Raw genomic sequence first — 20,145 nt, 5'->3', positions numbered from 1 at the left:
CACAATGGAAAATCAAATTGACGCATTTAAGTGTAAGTTATTACACGATATGACTGACTTTATTAAAAACACTGACTGCGCAGATTACAGTGAAAAACAGGTTGGTGACTGTGCAAGGCTGTTAGAGATATTTATCACAGCAATGAGCGAAAACAATACCAATCCAGCGTTGGCTTTAGATCATGTTAAAGCCTTGGTGTTGAGCCTGAATGTATTGAATGCACAGTGTCAGCACAGCCTTATTGAAACAGGTCAGCGTGAGGATATTTGTGAATTGATAGATTTGGTTCTATCAGTTGCAGGTTTTGATTTTTCCGGTGATGTTACTGAAGAATGGCGGGAATGGTGAATAGATGAAGATGTGTTTTCAAGGTTGCGACTTCGCGCCACAACACACGGTGTTTCAATGGAAGAAGAGGTGCGTCAAATTCTTAAACAAACGGTTACTTCAGAAAAAAAACTAGGCGATATAGCATTAGAATTATTTGGTGAAACTCACGGTGTTGAGTTAAATTTGCTTAAACATATCACACATGAGCCGATGGATTTTTAGTATTAATGCGTCTGCGCGGGTTTATGCCGACATCATGGGGTACACAGAAAAGAAATTAGATGCCCTATGCGTTTTCCAGATGCTCAAATTGCTGCAATAACTCGAACCCATAACTTTAAGCTGGCAACTCGTAACATCAAAGATTTCGAGTTCTGTGGTTTGGATTTAATCAATCCTTTTGACTAGCCAATTTATTGCGTAACCCCCCTCATTTTCAATTATGAAGTTCTTTTTACCGGAACTGCCGCCAATAATTTTTGGGTATACGCGTGTTGCGGGTGTTTTAGTACACTGACCGCGCTACCGTATTCAATAATTTTGCCTTGATACATCACCGCAATGTCATCGGCAATTTCTGCCACTACTGCCAGATCGTGGGTAATAAACAAATAGCTAACGCCTTTATCGTGTTGCAGCTTTTTTAACAAGGTAATAATTTGCGTTTGTATGGACACATCCAGCGCACTGGTAGGCTCATCACAGACAATGAGTTTGGGTTCTACAGCTAGCGCCCGTGCGATACAAATACGCTGGCGCTGACCACCGGAAAACTCGTGTGGGTAACGCAGGGCAGATTCTTCTGGCAAACCGACTTGCAACAGTAATTGCTGCACACGTTGTTGGCGTTCGCTGGGCGTTACCTTGGGTTGTAGAGCACGAATGCCCTCACTGATAATATCACCCACCAACATTCTAGGATTCATTGACGAAAAAGGATCTTGAAAAATAATTTGGATATTGGCGCGTTGTTGGCGCAATGCCTCGCCGTTCAAACTATGCAGCTCAATCCCATCAATAGTGACTTGGCCGGTACTGCCCGGAATTAAATTTAATAAACTTTTACCCAGCGTGGTTTTACCACAACCGGATTCGCCGACCAAGGCCAAGGTTTTACCGCGTGGAATCGCAAAGCTAACCCCATCCACCGCGCGTACAACATCGATGATGCGTTTAAAAAGTCCTTTACGAATCGGGTAATGACAATAAAAATCTTTAACCTGTAATAACGGCGTAGCGGCAGTAGCGGTATTTTCGGATTTATTACCGACATGATGGATAGACGGCAACGCGGCCAATAATTTTTGTGTGTATGGGTGTTGGGGGGCGTTAAAGAAATCGTCAGTTAAGCCAGTTTCAACAATTTTACCTTTTTGCATTACGGTAACACGGTCAGCAATGCTTGAAACCAGTGCTAAATCGTGACTGATAAACCACAGTGCCATACCAGTTTGGTGCTGGATATTTTTTAATAACACCATGATTTGCGCTTGCAAGGTAACATCCAACGAGGTTGTTGGCTCGTCGGCAATCAATAAATCTGGTTTGCCCGCCAGTGCCATAGCAATCATTATGCGCTGGCGCTGACCACCCGATAATTGGTGTGGGTAATCTTTAATGCGTTGCTCAGGATGGGGAATTTCAACTTGCTGCAATAATTTCAGCGTTGTTGCCGCCAGTTCGTCTTTAGATAAAATAAAATGAATGCTGATAGCCTCGCTAATTTGGCTACCAATCGTCATCACGGGGTTGAGCGATGACATAGGATCTTGAAAGATAAAACCGATGCGGCGACCACGGATTTTACACAGATCGTATTCTGATTTGGCCAGCAAATTATCATCCGCTAGCTTAATGGTTTTTGCCGACAGCTTGGCGTTGTTAGGTAATAAGCGCAATACCGACAACGCAGTGATCGATTTTCCTGAGCCGGATTCACCCACTAAGGCAAAGGTTTCACCTGGGTAAATCGCAAAACTGATAGCATCAACAACGGGTTGCTGAGGGTTGAATGCGACAGTCAATTCTTCCACTAATAACAGTGGCATAAGCTTGGGTGGTGTAGTTTGAACAGTCACAGTGGGGTAAATGAAGGCTATTGATTGGGCTGTTTCTTGTCCACGAAAAACACGAAAAAGCTACTGCACAGTGTTTTCCGTGGCTTTTATGTTTGTCGTGGACAATCAATTTATGATTGGTTTTATCCTGCACCAAAGGTATCACATTTTTTAGGATCGCCGGTTTTAATGCCGATACTAAACCATTGCATACGTTGTGCAGACGAGCCGTGGGTAAATGACTCAGGCACAACATAACCGCGTGCTTGTTTTTGCAAACGGTCATCACCGACACCACTGGCGGCGGCCAAGGCTTCTTCAATATCACCTGGCTCCAAGATGCTACGCATTTGATTAGCATGATTAGCCCACACGCCGGCAAAACAATCAGCTTGTAATTCCATACGGACTTGCAATTGGTTATTGGCGGTTTGGTTACCACGTTGCATGGCATGTTGCACTTGTTCGGCAATACCTAATAGGTTTTGTACGTGATGGCCGACTTCATGGGCAACCACATAGGCTTGGGCGAAATCACCTGGTGCGTTATGGCGTTGAGATAATTCGTTGAAAAAACGCATATCTAAATATAATTTTTGGTCACCAGGACAGTAAAAAGGTCCCATTGCCGCTTCACCAAAGCCACAGGCAGATTCAATCTGGCCGTTGTATAGCACCAATTTAGGTGGCTGATAACGGCTACCGGATTTTTGGAATATATCACCCCACGTATCTTCGGTAGAGCCTAACACCACCGACATGAACTTCTTCAGTTTCTCTTCTTGCGGGCTGCTGGGCGCAGCTTGTCGAGATTGCTGTTTGGGTGCCAGTATATTGCTGCCAAGAGTACTTAATACGATAGAAGGATCAACCCCCATGAACAGAGCAAGCACAGCCAGTGCAACCATACCTAAGCCGCCACCGGCCAGCGTTTTGCCACCGGCACTCATGCCCCGGCGATCTTCGATATTGTCACTCTCCCGTCCGTTATCTTGACGCATGTTACTTCTCCTCTCGGTTAGCTTTTTAATGCCACTTTGGCTTGATTCCAATACTCGTTCAGTTCGGCCAGATTGCAGTCTTTTACGGTTCGCGCTGAGGCTGCTACCTGTTGTTCAATGTACTGAAAGCGTTTAACGAATTTTTTGGTACTTTTCTTTAAAGTCGTCTCTGCGTCCAGGTTCAGGTGGCGCGCCAGATTGACCGTTACCAGTAACAAATCACCGACTTCTTCCTCAATGTGTTTTTGATTACCAGAAGCAAAGGCTTCGCGTACTTCATTCAATTCTTCTAAGACTTTATCGAATACCGGCAATACATCTGGCCAATCAAAGCCATGATCGGCAGCGCGATCTTGAATTTTCTTGCATTCTATCAGTGCTGGCAAATGTTTGGCGACACCTGATAATACGCTTTCTTTTTCAAGTGTTGTATTTTTTTGTTGGCGTTCTTCGGTTTTAATGCGTTCCCAGGCCTGGTGGCGCTCGGCATCGGTGTTAAAAACGGCATCGGCAAATACATGCGGGTGACGACGCACTAGCTTTTCACCAATACCTTGCGCCACTTGTTCGAAATCAAATGCGCCCATTTCTTGGGCAATTTGTGCGTGAAACACCACTTGTAACAGTAAATCACCCAGCTCGTTACGCAACTCATCAAGGTCGTTGCGTTCGATAGCATCAACGACCTCATAAGCTTCTTCAATTAAATACGGCACTAAACTACTAAAGCTCTGCTTTAAATCCCAGGCGCAACCGCCATCTGGGTGTCGTAAACGCGCCATAATGTCGAGCAGCTGTTGGGTATTATTTAGCATAAGGCCATTAAAATGAAGAACCAAAATTGTCGAAATAACGTTGCTGGAAGTCATCCATGTCAAAGCTATGGTTTTGTGTGCCGTTATGTTCAATTTTAATTGCGCCCATTAACGAGGCGATACGCCCCGTAGTTTCCCAGTCAAAATCGTTCATTAAACCGTATAACAAACCTGCACGGTACGCATCGCCGCAACCGGTAGGGTCAAGCAATTGTTGCGGCTTAGCGGCCGGAATAGTAATACACTGCCCCTTGGTGTATATTTTAGAGCCACTACCGCCTAAAGTAATAATCAGCGCCTCTACCTTGCCAGCGATTTGTTCCAAGCTTAAACCGGTGCGCTCTTGCATCAATTCGGATTCATAATCGTTGACTGTAACCCATGCGGCTTGATCAATAAACTTGCGCAGTTCATCGCCATCAAACATCGGCATGCCTTGGCCAGGATCAAAAATAAACGGAATACCTAATTCGGCAAATTGCGCTGCATGTAATTGCATTCCGTCTTTACCATCGGGCGATACAATACCAATGCTGATGCTTTGGTCAGTAGGCACAGAATTAAGTTGTGAACAACTCATTGCACCAGGATGGAACGCGGTAATCTGATTGCCATCTTCGTCAGTAGTGATATAGGCTTGGCCGGTGTAGTTGTTGTCTAATATACGAATAAATTGGCTGGATAAGCTGTTTTGGCCTAACCATTGTGCGTAAGGTTCAAAATCATGGCCAACCGTTGCCATAATAAGCGGTTGCTCACCCAGTAGCTTCATATTGTAAGCAATATTACCGGCACAACCGCCGTATTCACGACGTAAACTAGGCACTAAAAAGGATACATTCAGGATATGTACTTTTTCCGGCAAGATATGATTTTTAAATTTGTCATGAAACACCATGATGGTGTCATATGCCATAGAACCGCAGATTAATGCACTCATTTACGCTCTCTTTCCTTTATTTAGTGTAATAATTCAAAATTGTTTATTTAATTAAAATCAATGCCCAGGTGATTGCTGCCCACACTAGCGATGTTGTTACCGCTGCCGAACCTATGTCTTTGGCACGACCTGATAATTCATGATGTTCAAGTCCTATGCGATCAACCACCGCTTCTATCGCTGAATTTAACAGCTCAACCAATAAAACTAATACCATAGTGCCAATCAGCAGCAGTTTTTCAATGTTAGATTGCCCCAGCCAAAGCGCTATTGGCGTGGTGATTACAAACAGTATCGCTTCCAGTCGGAAAGCTTCTTCATTTTGCCAGACCGCCTTGTAACCAGCGGCGGAAAAATAACACGCGTTAATCAGGCGTTTAATGCCTTTTACTTGTTGATACGCCATCTTTATCTCCCTTCGCTTATTGAGCTATCATCGCCTGATAGGCTACGACATCCATTAATTTATCCAGTTCGGCAGGTGTATCGGTCTTAATACAAAACAACCAAGACTGATACGGCTCATCATTAACCCAATACGCTTCATCTATAAGTAATTCATTAACCGCCACGATTTTACCCGAAACAGGGCTGTACAAATCCGAAGCGGTTTTAACCGATTCTACGACGGCACAATGTTGTTGCGCCTTTAATTCATCACCTACCGCTGGCAGTTTAATATAAACCAAATCACCTAATTGTTGCTGGGCAAAGTCGGTAATACCGACACGAACAATATTATCGTCTTCTAATTTTGCCCATTCATGGGTTGTTGCATATTTCAGATTTTTCGGTAAATCAATCATAGCGGATTCTCGAAGCTGTGGGTTACGTTTTTGTGAAATTTATCTGGCCGGATTATTTAGTGTTCATTCGCTGCATGACAGCATTATACTTTAACGCTACTGTAAACGACTTATTCGGAACATGCTTTTTTCTATGACGGGATTTACACGATTGTTTTTATTGTTGATGGCCTTAGGTTTAGCGCTAACACCGCTTGTTTTTGCCGACGATGAGGAGCAAGCCGCTGGCGATGCTAGCGGTAGCCATTCGACGATTGTTTTGGATGAAAAAACACAAGTAACAGCGGGAATAGCCTCTACAGTGCTTAGCGCCAATAGTTTTGCTGCGGAGTTTTCGGTGACGGGTAAGGCGATGACCCTACAACCGCTGTTAACATTGCGCCATCGTTATTTATCGCTGTTGGCCGAAAACCAACACGCTTTAGCGCGGCTTAAACAGGCAGAGCACAATACCCAGCGTCAACAGGATTTATACCAACACGGCGTAACCGCCAAACGTAACCTACAAGAACAGCAACTGCAATGGCAAACCGAAAAATCGGCTGTCACTACCAATATTTTGCAGCAAAATGCCATTATAGAGGAAGCGCGGTTAGCGTGGGGAAGTAAGCTTACAGCATGGGCACTAACACCTGATACCAACAAGTTAGCGGGTTTTTTATCAGGGCAAGATGTTTTATTGCACATTACCTTACCTGTGGACAAAGCTTTGGTTTCCGGTAGCAATACCATTTATGTTGAAACCTCTGGACAGCGTGATAAAGCCAGCAAGGCCCAATTGATTTCAGAAACAACTCAAACAGACAGCCTGCTACCTGGGCAGAGTTATTTTTTTAAAGGTCAGGGTAAAATGATAAAGCCAGGGATGCGCGTTGTCGCCTGGATTGCGGAGAAAAAACAAGCAACAGCAGGTGTTAATATTCCAAAGTCAGCGGCAATTTGGTTGTTAGATCAATTATTTGTGTATGTAAAAATGGGTAAAGACACGTTCAGTCGACGCTTGGTCAGCGATTATACAGTAACACCGGAAGCGTATTTTGTGGCGGCAGGTTTTGCAACAGGCGATGAAATCGTCACGATGGGGGCACAAATGCTGCTGTCGGAAGAGCAGCGCAAACAAATTCCTGATGAGGATGATTAAATTATTTTCATGAAGGAGTATTTATTTGAATAACACCAAAGTTGATCCGGCTTTGTTTATTGCCAGAGACATTCCGCGCCTTGATGCGCGGAATCACAAATAGCAAAAGAATCAACAGCTAGAATAAAATTGTGTCACTGAGGGACATTTCACAAAATTTAGTCATGTTATCGTGAAAGCGGGTAGTCAGTTACTTTATTTAAAAGTGACGACCAAAGGCACCGAAGACAGTTTTATCGTCCACTGTCCATTGAACACCGTTGGCAAAGTAACTGATTCGCCCGTTGCTGTTGTTCCAGATAATGATAATGCACTGGCGGGTATGGCATTCACTGGCAACGTTAGATTGCTAAACGTGGTGTCATCACCATCAACAGGTCGCCACGCTACCAGATGAGTCGCCTTGCCATTTTTATCGCCCAACACGTAAACATAAGCGGTACTGTCTTCACGCAATACACTGAGAAAATAGCGTGTTCCCAAGGTGTTAAGTAACGACTGAAAAGCGCGAAATGATTGTTTAGGTTTAAAGCCGGTATTGAAAGAGCTGGTAACGCCACTGCGGCAATACAGCGTATCGCATTTTTTATCGTTGGCGTAAAAAAACCAGGTTAAACGATCCAGCCCCAGACGCGAAAGTATCAGAGCACCACGCACCCCGTATAAAGCCTGCGCCCGTTCACTTACACATTCACTGGCATTACAGCTTTCCCCAGCACCCGCGCTGTCCCAGCCCCATTCGGTAAAATATACCGGCATAGCGGGTAGATTAACATCTCTAAAGCGTAGAAAATTACGCACTTCGTTCATAGTGGATGCAGGATTTTCCGGCATTACAGCAATACGTTTGCCATCGGGGGCATAACTGTAGCTGTACGCATGGGTGTTGAGGGCATCAATATTAACCGCTTCTACAGGCGTTAAACGAGCGCCAATGTAATTACCGCCACTGGCATTAGCGGCCTCCGGTTTGATAGCCTGCATTGCCCCCGGCATTACTTTCATGGCCGGATCACCGGCTTTGACACCGGCGGCCATGCCCCCTAGCACAGTACGATAAAAACTGGCCGGATAATCCCAGGGTTCATTACCGACCTCTAAGGCGCGTACTTGGCCATTGCCGTAAGTTGACCCAAAATGCTGGACAAAAGCGAAACCATAGTTATAGCCGGCAAGATTGGGGTTATCCCAAACCGACACGGGGAAATCACGGTTGGTAAATTGAATACTGGCTTCCACTTGCAATCCCGCTTTAACCCAAGCGCCGTACTCCAGATCCCAGTTAAGCCACCATTGGCCTTCCGTACCTTTGCCTTTGGCCATTGCTGTGTAATCGGGGATATGGTCAGGATCCTTCACATCCCAGCCTAAATTATGGTAATTACGCGCGTGGCTGGCCACCTGCCGATACAACGTAGCACCGTTTGGATTATTACCCCACCCCCAAATACCATTGATACCCAGCAATTCCGCCATAGAATGCGAATTAGCCTTAGGTTTCGGTGCAGCCCCATAAGGCCCATTGGCATCATAAGCGGCAATATCCCACACATAAATTTTAGCCCAATCACGCTCGGTAACATTATGGCGTACCTTAATATAACGAACAGCTTGTTCCTGAAAGCGAGTGCTTTGATAAGACAGTGATGTGGGGATCAATGAAGCGACCTGCGTCCACTGTTGACCATCACCGCTGATCGATAATGTGGTGGCGGTGGCATCAGGTGACCAATGCTTCATTTGTATCCAGCCCACCGGCTGCGCACTACCCAGATCCACTGTCACCGCCTCAAAACACGGTTCAGCCAGTGTGGAAATTTCAGTGAGCGTAAACTTGTCTTTAGACGATACGCGCAGTGCCGTAATAGGATCAGCCGGTGCAGAAAAACGCCGGTATTGATAATTATCAGCGCTTGTTAATGTACTGACAATTTTGTTACCACTGGCGGTTACCGCTTCAAACACAATAGGCTGGTTGCCAAAGCCCCGCACACCGAGCTGATACAAGGGGCGCGTTTGTGGCAAAGGCACATTAATCCAGGCCGTGCCATTACTGACCGGGATATAAGCACCGGTATACGGATCGTTATCGGTCGCATCTTTCATGTTAGTAGAGCCGGAACTGGCACAGCGTCCAGCAGCGCAAGCGCCTAACACCTGATTGAGTTCCGGCCTGGCAATATAGCCTGTCGGCAGGCACGCACCGGATTGCCAACTGGTATCGGTATTGCCATCCAGCACCCAACCCAAATTAGAACCCGGTGAAGTAGCCGATAAGGTAGCGCCTTTAGTTAATGAGGGAATCAAACCGGCATCAGGATTCCAGGCCGCCAGAGCGGATTGCCCCATCGTTAAACCCAATACGGTTGATAAAATGATCTGTTTGCTGCAACGGACTGATAAAGCGTGGAGGTAGAAGCGGGTCATTGTGGATTAGCCTTGATATGTTTGATTAACGCATCGTACTTGGGGGTGCTGGTTTGCGTCATGTTTTCCAATACACCCCAGCTCCCGTAACGACCGTACTGCCCCATACTGGAGAAATTGATAAACAAGTCGCCACCGGTAATCGTGCGCCAGTTTTTCAGATACTGACTGTACATATCACCCATACGCGGATCGCGGTTGGCGGCTATGAACAGATTCGTTAGCGCAGCGTTGTTAATAACATTACCTACGCCAACAAGATGTTGTCCGCCCTCATAAGCAAGCAATCTTAACTTACGGGTACTGGCCACATCCGCATACTGCTGCATCCATAAACTGGCCTGTGCAAGCGCCCCGCCAGCTGGACTCGTGCTTATTTGCCCGCCGCTGCTCAGTTCTGCAAACAATTTACCCAGTCCGCCATCAGAGGCCGTCGTCCAAGCAGTAACTTCCGCTTCGTTAGTCGGGCTGCCCAGATAATTACCAAAATAAGGAGCCATACTGATGGCTTCTATACCGTGCGCCTGACAGGGTTTACCCGCAGCCCAAAGACTGCAATCCAGAGCAGCCTTGGCTGTCCAGGTATTCGCAGATTGGCCGGATAGCACACAGGTAACACGATTTTCCTCACCTTTCCATTCCGCTTTCCAGATATCGCACATTTCAGCGGTGCGCTTGCCATACCAATTAGTACGCTTGGTGTACGGAGAATCACTACCACCTGGCCAAAGGCTTAAGGCTTGTTGTTCAACCCAGCTACCGGCACTAAAGGCAGTATTCCAGATTTCATTGGCGTATTCCACATAGACGTGTCGGGTCGGATTTAATTGTTGACGCGTCAACTTGGCAAACTGACGGATATAGTCATCCGAGGCGCGATGCGGCATGTTAACCCAGGCATCGGTCTTCATTTGGTTAGACAGCGTAATGGCAATCTCAGCAGGGATACCCGCCTGATCTGCCCAACGGGCTTTGCTCGGCGTTGCACGATCAGTCCAGTTAACCAATTGCTTCTGATTACTATCTACCACATTGGTGCTAAAAGGATCCATAAAGCGGAAGGCGCGGTAGTTAACTAAAGACCGCAGAAACAATGGATGAAACAGCCGATTATTAACAGCGACTTCCATGGTACGGCACGCAGACCGATTACAGGCTGGATCAGTTGCCGTCAGGCAGAAAGCCAACAGATCGTCATCACACACCACCCCGCTGGAAACCACGCGGATATTACGCAGATAATTGCCAGTACGGTTAGGGTCGGTTTGGGTCAGCGTCAGTTGAATGCCACCGCCATTGTTTTTGTCAACATTGATAACATCGCGGCCTGGTTTGGAAAGCTTGTCGTTTTTACGCGCCCCCAGGCTGTAATTAATAAGCCCTTCGCCGTCGTATAACACCACATACTCGCCGCCAGGACGCAGGCCATTAAGTGCATCGCTATTGAGCAACAAGGTAGTTACCGTACGGTATTGCACGCTGGTGTCGGTCGCCGCAGGCAGTGAGCGTACCCAGCCGTTGGCATCCAGGTCAAGCCTGGTTTGTTCGCCGGTATCCCATACCCCTGGTGCTTGGGTAATCCAGTTACGTGAGGTTTTGAACAAGTCGATAAACGGCTGTTCGGTACCCCAATCACGCCATGCGCCCAGATTGGAACCGATCGACGATGTGGCATTGCTACCAATAGGCGTATACGTGTTGCTATTGGAAACCCATTGCCAGCCCGCTTTTAATACTGCCCCACCATAAGAGTCGAAATATTCAACCGTAATACGATGCCGACCGGTGAGCCAGCGTAGGCTTTCATAACGGGTTGCACCCTGCAAAACCCAGGCATCAATAACAGGCTTATCATCAATGAATAGCCGTACACCATCATCCGCTGTAGCACTGAAGGCATAAGTACCGGGTGTAAAATCAAACTCACCTTGCCAACGCCCAGAAAAACCATTGATGGGTACAGTTGCATCGGGACTGCCATTGCCCCAAGGATGATCAATCGTGGTTTCTGATGTCAGTAAACGTGGATTGCCGGTCAGATTAGGGTTATCAAAATAGGCCACACAAAATTTACCCAAAGGGACATCGCAGCTGCGTACAGGTTCCCAGTCGGCCTCTAATTTTGCGCCGCTATAGCCTTCGTAGTATTCCACTTCTACCAAATGCTTACCTGCGGTTAATGGCACAGTCGCCTTATATTCGGTAGGGGCTTGGTCTTTCCAACCGTCAATCACAACTTTACCATCTACTTTCAGCTTAACCCCGTCATCTGCCAATACCCTAAAAATGTACTGGCCATCGGTAAAACTGTAGTTGCCTTGCCATCGTCCTGAAAAATTGTCGACTGGTACGGTCGGGTCTGGGCTGCCGCTTTGCCAGTTGTATTTAATGCTGCTGGTCGTCGTACTAAACAGCACAGGAGCTGCCAAGGTTTTGCCTTTGAAATAATCGACACAAAAACTGTTAGTGGGTGTTGTGCAGGCTAACGCCGGATTAACAAAGGGGACACTTACAAGCAGTAGTAATCGTAATGGGTTAATGCTTTCTTTAAGGAATTGTAATGCCGGTGGCAAGCGTAAAGAGTGAAATTGGGACATAAGTATGAGCCAGAAAATTAGGAAATATCGCCAAAACTTATCTGATTAATTTTATGTCCGTCATAAACAGTGTTGGCAACTGCAGTAAACCATTATAGCCAAAATCATGAAAATATTTAATTGGCTCAGTACAATATTGTCAAAAAATAATTATTTTGTAAATTAATTTGAAATTCAGCAAATATAAACTAGACTTTTGTCGCAGCGCCGTGGGCAGGATAGGCAACACGTAATATGCTTCCAAGCCATCATTTTAGATGACATATTCAAGGTATTAGCTTTCCTCACCTTGTGCTCAACTCGCACTGTCAACATAATCTATAACAACTAATCAGGGATTACTTATGAAACCTTTGGGTCAAACTAAGCTGCTAGGCATTTTTATTTCATTTTTTCTGCTACAGCATTCTTCTTCATCTTTAGCCGCTGTTTGCGGCCTGCCTAATGAAAGTGGCCCCGTATCGCCAATTAGCGGTGATCCAAACCAACCGAATTTACCCAACTTGAAACACTATAAAAATGCAGCAGGCATCCTGGCCACCTACAGTCCTGCGGGTGCTTTGGATGTCAGTGAAAACAACGATTTCTTTAATGCACTGGGCACCAATGAACGTACCTGCGGCAATTGCCATACACCACAGGCATCCTGGACGATTACACCTGCTTTGGCACAAGCGCAATTTCAACGCACACAGGGAACAGATCCATTATTTCGCCCCAACGATGGCTCAGTATCACCTTTAGCGGATGTGTCTACGCAAAACGCCCGTTGTGAGGCCTATAAGATGCTGTTGAAATACGCTAATATCCGAGTCGGCATTAAAATGCCCAGTACGGCCAATTTCTCCCTAACAAATAATAATATCAGCGACCCTTACAGCTATGCCAGCCTAGCCAATGGCTTATCATTATTTCGTAGACCCATGCCAACGACTAACCTAAGCTTTATTAAAGGGGTAATGTGGGATGGTCGTGAATCCGTAATCAGCAATACGGCAGGTTTTATTCAATTTACATCACTTGGTAACCAGGCCAATGATGCTACCCAAGGTCATGCCGAAGGCCCTGTAATCACTGCGGCACAAAAATCTAGCATTGTTAATTTTGAGACATCGTTGTATACAGCCCAGCTTAAAGATCAAGGGGCTGGCAATCTGGATCAAAATCTGGGTTTGGGCGGCCCAACAAATTTAGCCAATCCTGTCATTGCAACATCTACCCCATCACCAGTGGCTCCCGTCGGTTTTACGCTTTACGAGGGGTGGTCACAGTTGCCTAATAATGGCAATGTTAATGCAACACGGCAGGCTATTGCCCGTGGCGAACAAGTGTTTAACAATGGTAATCTCGGTATGCGAGCAACTACGCCAGCGTTACCGCGTCGTTGCACAACGTGCCACACTCACGAAAACGTGGGTACGTATCTGGTACAAACCGCTAACGCGCCGGACAGCGAAACTTTTTTTAACGTCAGAATCAGTGAACCAAGCTTTATTAGCAAAATTAACCCTGGCTTAGTGGCAGAGTTACCTAAATATACCTTTGAGTTTAATGTCATTGCGGGTAAAGCTATTCCTGCCAGCTCAGTCGATACGGTTAGTGGAGCTGCGTGTACAACGGCATCTGTTCGCTGCAAAATCACCACAACCGATCCAGGCCGCGCCTTGATTACTAAAACTTACAGCGACATCAATAAATTCCGAGTACCTGCCTTACGTGGATTGGCAAGCAGACCACCGTATTTCCATAACGGTGCAGCAAAAACGCTGGATAACGTAGTACAACATTACATAAATATATTTGGTATGCAGGTTATTAATTCACCTACACACAGCACTGACCCGAATGTAATCACTAGGCAGGAAGTCAGCGATTTAGTTGCATTTTTGAATGCCTTATAAACAACAATAAAATAATAAGTTACAGCGTTTTCACAGTTCAATAGTTACAGCGTAACCGTTCGTGCTGAGCTTGTCGACGTGTGCCATTCATGCTTCGACAAGCTTAGCACAAACGGTGGCTGTAACTGTCCTAAGTTGAAAACGCTGTATGTCGTCACTCAATAATAAGGCATTACTGAATGTAGCTTTGTAATTGTATTTGAAAAAATGAAGCTAAGGAACGTGCATGAAATAACTTGAGCAAGTTCATGCTTCGACAGGCTCAGCACGAACGGTGGTGGCGTTTAAGTTGTTCAAGTTATTTCATGCACGTTCCTAAACCAAAAACGTTGAATTATACGGTAACTGCAATCGGTTGCTGTGCAATGTAAAATATCCGGTATCGTCACACGCCGCGTCCTGTTATTTTTGTTAATTGACTACAGCTAGGCTTAGTCGCTTAGGAAAGCTATTTCTTTTAAAGACTGAATTAATTTTTGCATACGTATAATCTGAATTTGATATGGATCAAATACTCGTCAGATAAATGGGCATACCATAAGCAAATACGCCACCCCCTGGTATCAGGCTTGTGTATTATGCGTTTTGGCACATACTATGCTCTGACTACAACTGAACGGCACGGGTCAGCTGACTTCGGGCGCAGATAAAAAATCGCAACAGCAATTATTACAGCCCTTACTCGATTGGCGGAAAGGACATGAACATTAATTTATTCCTACAACAATGGCTGGATCGAAACGTTTACGATTTGGCACGGCAGATGCGCCTAAGTTACGTACCGCCCATGATGGTGTATCTGGCTGCTGGGGTTTCTGGCTTAACCGGTATTGTCGGTGCGTTTTTCGTTAAAGATTACTTAGGGCTGTCGGCAGAATTTCTGGCTAGCTTAGGTTTTTGGGCAATGCTACCCTGGACCATGAAGATGCCCATTGGCCATCTGGTTGATTTACTCTGGCAGCACAAGGCCAAGTTGATTTACCTTGGTGCGTCCTTGGTTGCGGCCAGCCTGTTAATCATGCTAAATATATTGGCCGACCCGAAAGCCATGTCTAACTCGTTGTCGGTAGAAACCTGGTTCGTTATCGCCAGCTTGCTAGCACCTATGGGTTATGTCATACAAGATACGGTGGCCGATGCCATGACTGTGGAAGCCGTACCGCGTGTGGATGAGCAAGGCCAGTCTATTCCTGATGAACAAATCCGTCTGGCGCATACAACCATGCAAACACTGGGGCGGGTGGCGATTATCGGCGGCACATTGATTGTCGCGCTGGCCAATGTTTACTGGTTTAGAGGGGTTGCCAACATGAATGCCGCCGCCCAAACCGCAACTTATATCCAAATATACCGTTGGGCGTTATTGATTCCTGTTATCTCAGTATTGGGGGTGTTGTTGGCAGCGCACCTACGCTCCAACGAGGAATGGCGTTTGCTTGCAAAAGGCTACGAGTTTGAAGATATTAAACGCGAACTTAACCGTTCAGTGAGCGAAGTGCCTAAAATGAATCGCTGGATTTTGGGCGGCGGCCTGGGTTTTGTCTTATTCGCTGCCGTTATGGGTCTGAGTAATATAGCTTTTAACGAAGAACTAATTTTTATGGGGTCTTTGCTTATCGTGGTGTTTTTATTAGGCCGCTTGACCACTGAACTTACACCCGCTGCCAAAAGGCAATTGTTTGGTACGGCGCTGGTCATTTTTGCTTTTCGTGCTGTACCCACAGCCGGTGCGGGTTCTACCTGGTGGATGATCGACGAATTGGGCTTTGATCAGCAATTTTTGTCTAAGCTAACCTTAATCTCCAGTCTGTTGACCTTATTCGGTATGTTCCTGTTTCGCCGTTTTATGGCCGAACGCTCGATTACTGATATCATCGTTACCTTAACCATTGTAATGACCGTACTTAGTCTTCCGGAAATAACCTTGTATTACGGTTTTCATGAATGGACGCAAACCCACATCGCCAGCTTTATCGATGCCCGCTTTATTGCCTTGGTGGATACGGCGCTGGAATCACCGTTAGGTCAGATTGCTATGATACCCATGCTGGCGTGGATTGCCAATTCTGCACCACCACAGCTTAAGGCCACTTATTTCGCCGTTATGGCTGCATTGATTAATCTAGCGCTGTCGCTGTCCCAACTATTGACTAAGCTACTTAACCAGTGGTTTGTGGTGACGCGGGAAGTTAAAAATACCGTCACGGGTACGGTGGCCATTCCCGCTGATTACAGCCAGTTGGGTGGGTTATTTTTTACCGAGATGGTTTTGGGGTTTGCCATACCCATGCTGGTGATTTATATTGCTAAATGTACTTTACTTGCTAAAAGCGCTGACGAGTAATGGCTATAGTCGATACAAAAAAGGGCATTTAATAAAAATACCACACCACACTGCAATCAACAGGCAGTATACCGTTTGTTCACACACTTGTTTAGAGGTAACGCCATCATGGAAAATTATCAACACGTTTTATTGGCTATAGATTTTTTCGAGCAAAGTCAGCTGGTTATAGAGAGAGCTAAGCATATTGCCACTACCTATCAAAGCCAATTAAGTCTTATTCATGTGGTTGATAATTTGCCATTTGCTGATTTAGTTTATGCGGGTTTTCCGCCCGATAACCTAGAATTAATGACGGTGCTAATGGACAACGCTAAAACAAAACTGGCTAATTTGGCCAAAGAGTTAAATGTTATGGAACAAAATAGCTATCTTGAAATAGGCTCTCCTAAAACAGAAATTGTTAGGATTGCTAATACAATCAATGCTGATTTGATTATCGTAGGGTCGCATGGCCGTCATGGCCTGGCTTTGCTTCTGGGTTCGACATCTAACGGTGTTTTGCACCATGCCAATTGTGATGTGCTGGCGGTGCGTTTGCAGGATGAAGATTAAACTCACTAACCCCGTATATTAACAGTAACTTACACCACGAAGTATTCACAAAATTTCGGGGTGTGTTGCTATAAAAACGTGTATGAAATAAGGCTATCAACTTAGAGCGGGACACAGGATGACACGTAGGGTGGGCAGGCTGTTTTGCCCACCAGCCAAGCGCGGTAAAATCCTATGTGGGCAGAAAAGCATTGCCCACCCTACAGTTGCAATTGTCCCGTTTAAAGTTAGTAGCCTGAAATAACGTAAGCAAGTTCATGCTTCGACAGGCTCAGCATGAACGGGAGTGGCGTTTAAGTTGTTCAACTTATTTTATGCACGTTGCATAGACACTCACGGTGCAATCATTCCGTTCAGCAAATAATTTTCCGCATAATTGAACACAATATCGCTATCCGGTAACACCAAGGCTTCTTTTTTGCCCTTGTAATCCAGTCGGAACAGCATATCTTTAATAACATTGAGTCGGGCAGCTTGCTTATTGTCGGCCCGCACAACAGTCCACGGTGTGAGCATAGTGTGGGTTCTTGCCAACATAATATTACGTGCCTGACTGTATTGCTCCCAATATTTTTGGGCTTGTTTATCAATCGGGCTGATCTTCCATTGCTTGAGTGGATCTTGAAAACGGTCTTTCAAGCGGACTTTCTGCTCCTGTTTGCTGATGTCTAAATAATACTTCAACACCTTGATACCAGAGCGCACTAGCATTTGTTCATATTCTGGTACGGTTTCCAGAAACTCATGGTATTGCTCGGTCGTGCAAAACCCCATGACTGGCTCAACGCCAGCACGGTTATACCAGCTGCGATTGAACAGTACCATCTCTTGCGCACAGGGCAAATGCCGGGTGTAGCGTTGAAAATACCAAGAGCTTAAATCTCGGTCAGACGGTTTGCCCAGTGCGACCACCCGTATTTCCCGTGGACTCAGGTATTGGGTAATGCGTTTGATAGTGCCATCTTTACCGCCGGCATCGCGGCCTTCAAACAGCCGACATTCCGCACCCCTATTCATAATTTTATGATTAAATTTAATTTAATAATTTCAGTATGTTATAAACTTGTTGAATTTTTGGCGTATTTTCAAAGTCATTTATATCAGCTTATATTTAACAAAAAACAAACGAGAGATGAATTTTTCTTGTTTTAACTCGAAAGTCTAAAATACTAAAATTCATTAAATATCAATATGTTGCTTAAATGCTGAATTTTTATTTAGGGGTGCGGAATGTCGGTGCGTTTGATAGTGCCATCTTTACCGCCGGCATCGCGGCCTTCAAACAGGATGAGAATCTTGTCATTGTTTTTGATGATATGGTTTTGCAGCTTGACCAGTTCTATTTGCAATAGTTTTAAAGTGTCTTTGTAGTGAATCTTGTCAGATACCGGTGTTTTGTGTTGTTTTGACATATTCTCTCCTTTCCAAGTATATAAATACTGATGGCTAATCAGCATAATGCTGGCTTTCAGTTTACGGACACGATAACCAGTAAACCTGCCATAATCGCACACAGTAAAGTGCCGCCCACTCTTAGTCCCAAGGCTTTGTCGCCTATCACCCATGCCATCATACTTTTTAAACCTGAATTAACCGATACCGCTATTAATATGGCCTGACTTGCAACATTGAGCGCTAAGTCTTCTTTGCTAAGTTGTGATATGGACAGCGTAATCGGATCCACATCGGCTAAACCGGATGCGGCTGCGATAAAGTAAGTGCCCATGTCACCAAAGTAAATTTTCAGACCTTTGGATAGTAACAAGATAGCCATCAAAAATGCACCGAATTTTATTGCCATTGCCAATTGGAAAGGGTTTTCCAGCGTGACCACCTCATTGCCTTGGCCGCCTTTCATGGTTTGCCAAAACAAAAATGCCATTAAGTAAGTGATCGCACTCATTACCGACAAAGCAGGCAGCAGTGCCATCAACAAAATCGGATTAATAATGAAAGCCAGTACCAGCGTACGCACAAACATGGTGGCACATGCGGTTAGTATGCCTGCCGATAAGGCATTGTGCATGTTGGGATAGGTTTTTGATAATCGAGCTAAATTTAGGGTGACAGCAGTTGATGATACCAAGCCGCCCATTAGGCCGGTTAATACGGGGCCGTGCTGGTTTCCGACTATTTTGTTGGCAAAATAACCCAAATAAGAGATACCGGCAATCAACACCACCATCCACCAAACGTGGTACGGGTTAATCGTTTGCCAAGGGCCAAAGCCACGATCCGGCAGGATAGGCAACAGCACCACGGAAATTAGCAACAGTTTTAACGTTGCTTCCAGTTCGTGTTGTTCCAGTTTGTTCATCCAGCCGTGCAGTAAGGGTTTAAAGCCCAGCAACAGGGTAATCACCACGGCGCTGGACGAGGCGAGTGTTGCATGGCCGTAGACAGTAAGCGTACCCAAGGTAAAAGTGATGAGGGTGGCGATGACGCTGGTGATACTGTAATTTTCAAATTTGCTGAGGCTTTTGCCATAGGCCATGAGCAACACACAGGTGAGTGATAAAAATGCAAAGCCCATCAACACCACGCCGGTTTGTTGCGCCAATATGCCCCACAAGCCGCCGAGCAAGGCAATCAGGCCGTGGGTACGTAGCCCTGCAATGCGCATGCCTTCGCCTTTGTCGCGGGTATGCCAGCCGCGTTCCAGACCGATCAACAGACCAATGGCCAAGGTGATGCCTAATAGCTTAAAGTTTTGCAGTTCGTTCATTGTTATTGGTTAAGTGCTTGCTTACAATGGTTTTTCCCGTACTTTATGTTCCAGTATACACTGTAGGTGGCCACGATTTCGGATTTTTTCACCACTCACACTTGTATGTTCACACTGCTCTCAGTTTGGATCAATTAATTAACTGTTCTAAATCTATGAGGAGAATTGTGTGATGACAAGTGTCGATGCTGGTTTTTATTACTTTCTCCTGTGTGGCAGGTTTTTTGTAAATTATTTGCGCTATTTTGCTTGTATTTATTTTACATTTTTGATCTATATCAATAGATAGCGTCAGTTTTGTGTCAAAGTTTGCATGAGCTAATGGTAATGCACCGAGGCTTATGCTAGGGGTATCGAATTTACTCAAGCTTTTAAATTTGACGCTTAGGTTTTAGTTATTAGGTTTTATAGCTTGGAGTGTTTACGAAAAAACTATGGTTTATTTCAGTACCGTACACTTTTTAAACCAAGCCAAAGCTAGCTAATATCATGGCGTTACCTTTAG

Annotated in this window: 17 protein-coding genes; 6 read left to right on the top strand and 11 right to left on the bottom strand. The window is 45.4% G+C overall.

Annotation, left to right across the window (positions count from 1 at the left end; genetic code table 11):
• The first annotated feature begins 4 nt into the window (after positions 1-4).
• Together CRENPOLYSF2_RS13745 and CRENPOLYSF2_RS13740 are read left to right on the top strand one after the other, a co-directional pair.
• Positions 5-349: a hypothetical protein gene (locus CRENPOLYSF2_RS13745; RefSeq protein ID WP_087144520.1), complete on the top strand. Its 345-nt coding sequence runs from the start codon at positions 5-7 to the stop codon at positions 347-349.
• 12 nt (positions 350-361) lie between these two features.
• Positions 362-553 carry a FitA-like ribbon-helix-helix domain-containing protein gene (locus CRENPOLYSF2_RS13740; protein ID WP_419185574.1) on the top strand — a complete coding sequence of 64 codons (192 nt, stop codon included), beginning with the start codon at positions 362-364 and terminating at the stop codon, positions 551-553.
• Positions 554-771: 218 nt separating this feature from the next.
• Here the strand turns inward: CRENPOLYSF2_RS13740 and CRENPOLYSF2_RS13730 are convergent, their stop codons facing one another.
• From CRENPOLYSF2_RS13730 to gcvH, 6 genes are all read right to left on the bottom strand, one after another.
• On the bottom strand, positions 772-2,379 hold the full coding sequence (locus CRENPOLYSF2_RS13730) for an ABC transporter ATP-binding protein (RefSeq protein WP_087144518.1): 1,608 nt from the start codon (positions 2,377-2,379) through the stop codon (positions 772-774).
• 152 nt (positions 2,380-2,531) lie between these two features.
• The gene (gene ypfJ, locus CRENPOLYSF2_RS13725) at positions 2,532-3,389 is read right to left on the bottom strand and encodes a KPN_02809 family neutral zinc metallopeptidase (RefSeq protein WP_087144517.1); all 858 of its coding nucleotides are present in this window, start codon (positions 3,387-3,389) and stop codon (positions 2,532-2,534) included.
• A gap of 17 nt (positions 3,390-3,406) precedes the next feature.
• A complete protein-coding gene (gene mazG, locus CRENPOLYSF2_RS13720) occupies positions 3,407-4,204 on the bottom strand; it encodes a nucleoside triphosphate pyrophosphohydrolase (protein ID WP_087144516.1) in 798 nt (265 codons plus the stop codon).
• 7 nt (positions 4,205-4,211) lie between these two features.
• A complete protein-coding gene (locus CRENPOLYSF2_RS13715; protein ID WP_087144515.1) occupies positions 4,212-5,144 on the bottom strand; it encodes a carbohydrate kinase family protein in 933 nt (310 codons plus the stop codon).
• 43 nt (positions 5,145-5,187) lie between these two features.
• Positions 5,188-5,550 (bottom strand): diacylglycerol kinase, encoded by a 363-nt coding sequence (locus tag CRENPOLYSF2_RS13710; protein ID WP_087144514.1) that lies wholly within the window; start codon positions 5,548-5,550, stop codon positions 5,188-5,190.
• Between the two features lie 16 nt (positions 5,551-5,566).
• Positions 5,567-5,950: a glycine cleavage system protein GcvH gene (gcvH, locus tag CRENPOLYSF2_RS13705; protein ID WP_087144513.1), complete on the bottom strand. Its 384-nt coding sequence runs from the start codon at positions 5,948-5,950 to the stop codon at positions 5,567-5,569.
• A gap of 133 nt (positions 5,951-6,083) precedes the next feature.
• Here gcvH and CRENPOLYSF2_RS13700 point away from each other — a divergent pair, with 133 nt between their 5' ends.
• On the top strand, positions 6,084-7,091 hold the full coding sequence (locus tag CRENPOLYSF2_RS13700) for an efflux RND transporter periplasmic adaptor subunit (protein WP_245808001.1): 1,008 nt from the start codon (positions 6,084-6,086) through the stop codon (positions 7,089-7,091).
• A gap of 195 nt (positions 7,092-7,286) precedes the next feature.
• Here the strand turns inward: CRENPOLYSF2_RS13700 and CRENPOLYSF2_RS13695 are convergent, their stop codons facing one another.
• Together CRENPOLYSF2_RS13695 and CRENPOLYSF2_RS13690 are read right to left on the bottom strand one after the other, a co-directional pair.
• A complete protein-coding gene (locus CRENPOLYSF2_RS13695; protein ID WP_087144512.1) occupies positions 7,287-9,518 on the bottom strand; it encodes a hypothetical protein in 2,232 nt (743 codons plus the stop codon).
• Positions 9,515-12,115, bottom strand: a complete 2,601-nt coding sequence (locus CRENPOLYSF2_RS13690) for a PA14 domain-containing protein (RefSeq protein ID WP_087144511.1) — start codon at positions 12,113-12,115, stop codon at positions 9,515-9,517. Before CRENPOLYSF2_RS13690 ends, CRENPOLYSF2_RS13695 begins: the two co-directional genes overlap by 4 nt.
• A gap of 344 nt (positions 12,116-12,459) precedes the next feature.
• Between CRENPOLYSF2_RS13690 and CRENPOLYSF2_RS13685 the strand changes: the two genes are divergently transcribed.
• The 3 genes from CRENPOLYSF2_RS13685 to CRENPOLYSF2_RS13675 all read left to right on the top strand — a co-directional run bounded on the left by CRENPOLYSF2_RS13685 (position 12,460) and on the right by CRENPOLYSF2_RS13675 (position 16,915).
• Positions 12,460-14,016: a hypothetical protein gene (locus tag CRENPOLYSF2_RS13685; RefSeq protein ID WP_087144510.1), complete on the top strand. Its 1,557-nt coding sequence runs from the start codon at positions 12,460-12,462 to the stop codon at positions 14,014-14,016.
• Positions 14,017-14,716: 700 nt separating this feature from the next.
• Positions 14,717-16,360, top strand: coding sequence for an MFS transporter (locus CRENPOLYSF2_RS13680; protein ID WP_087144509.1), 1,644 nt, complete (start codon positions 14,717-14,719; stop codon positions 16,358-16,360).
• A 108-nt stretch (positions 16,361-16,468) separates the two neighbouring features.
• Entirely contained in the window at positions 16,469-16,915 is a 447-nt protein-coding gene (locus CRENPOLYSF2_RS13675) for a universal stress protein (protein WP_087144508.1), read from the top strand.
• Between the two features lie 333 nt (positions 16,916-17,248).
• Here CRENPOLYSF2_RS13675 and ppk2 read toward each other — a convergent pair whose 3' ends face one another.
• The 3 genes from ppk2 to CRENPOLYSF2_RS13660 form a co-directional block, all read right to left on the bottom strand.
• A complete protein-coding gene (ppk2, locus tag CRENPOLYSF2_RS13670) occupies positions 17,249-17,932 on the bottom strand; it encodes a polyphosphate kinase 2 (RefSeq protein WP_087144507.1) in 684 nt (227 codons plus the stop codon).
• Between the two features lie 200 nt (positions 17,933-18,132).
• Positions 18,133-18,327 carry a hypothetical protein gene (locus CRENPOLYSF2_RS18615; protein WP_245808000.1) on the bottom strand — a complete coding sequence of 65 codons (195 nt, stop codon included), beginning with the start codon at positions 18,325-18,327 and terminating at the stop codon, positions 18,133-18,135.
• Positions 18,328-18,383: 56 nt separating this feature from the next.
• Positions 18,384-19,640 (bottom strand): MgtC/SapB family protein, encoded by a 1,257-nt coding sequence (locus CRENPOLYSF2_RS13660; RefSeq protein WP_087144505.1) that lies wholly within the window; start codon positions 19,638-19,640, stop codon positions 18,384-18,386.
• Between the last annotated feature and the right edge of the window lie 505 nt (positions 19,641-20,145).

The sequence above is a fragment of the Crenothrix polyspora genome (assembly GCF_900163755.1).
Lineage (GTDB): Bacteria > Pseudomonadota > Gammaproteobacteria > Methylococcales > Methylomonadaceae > Crenothrix > Crenothrix polyspora.
This window is presented reverse-complemented; position numbering and strand designations above follow the sequence as displayed.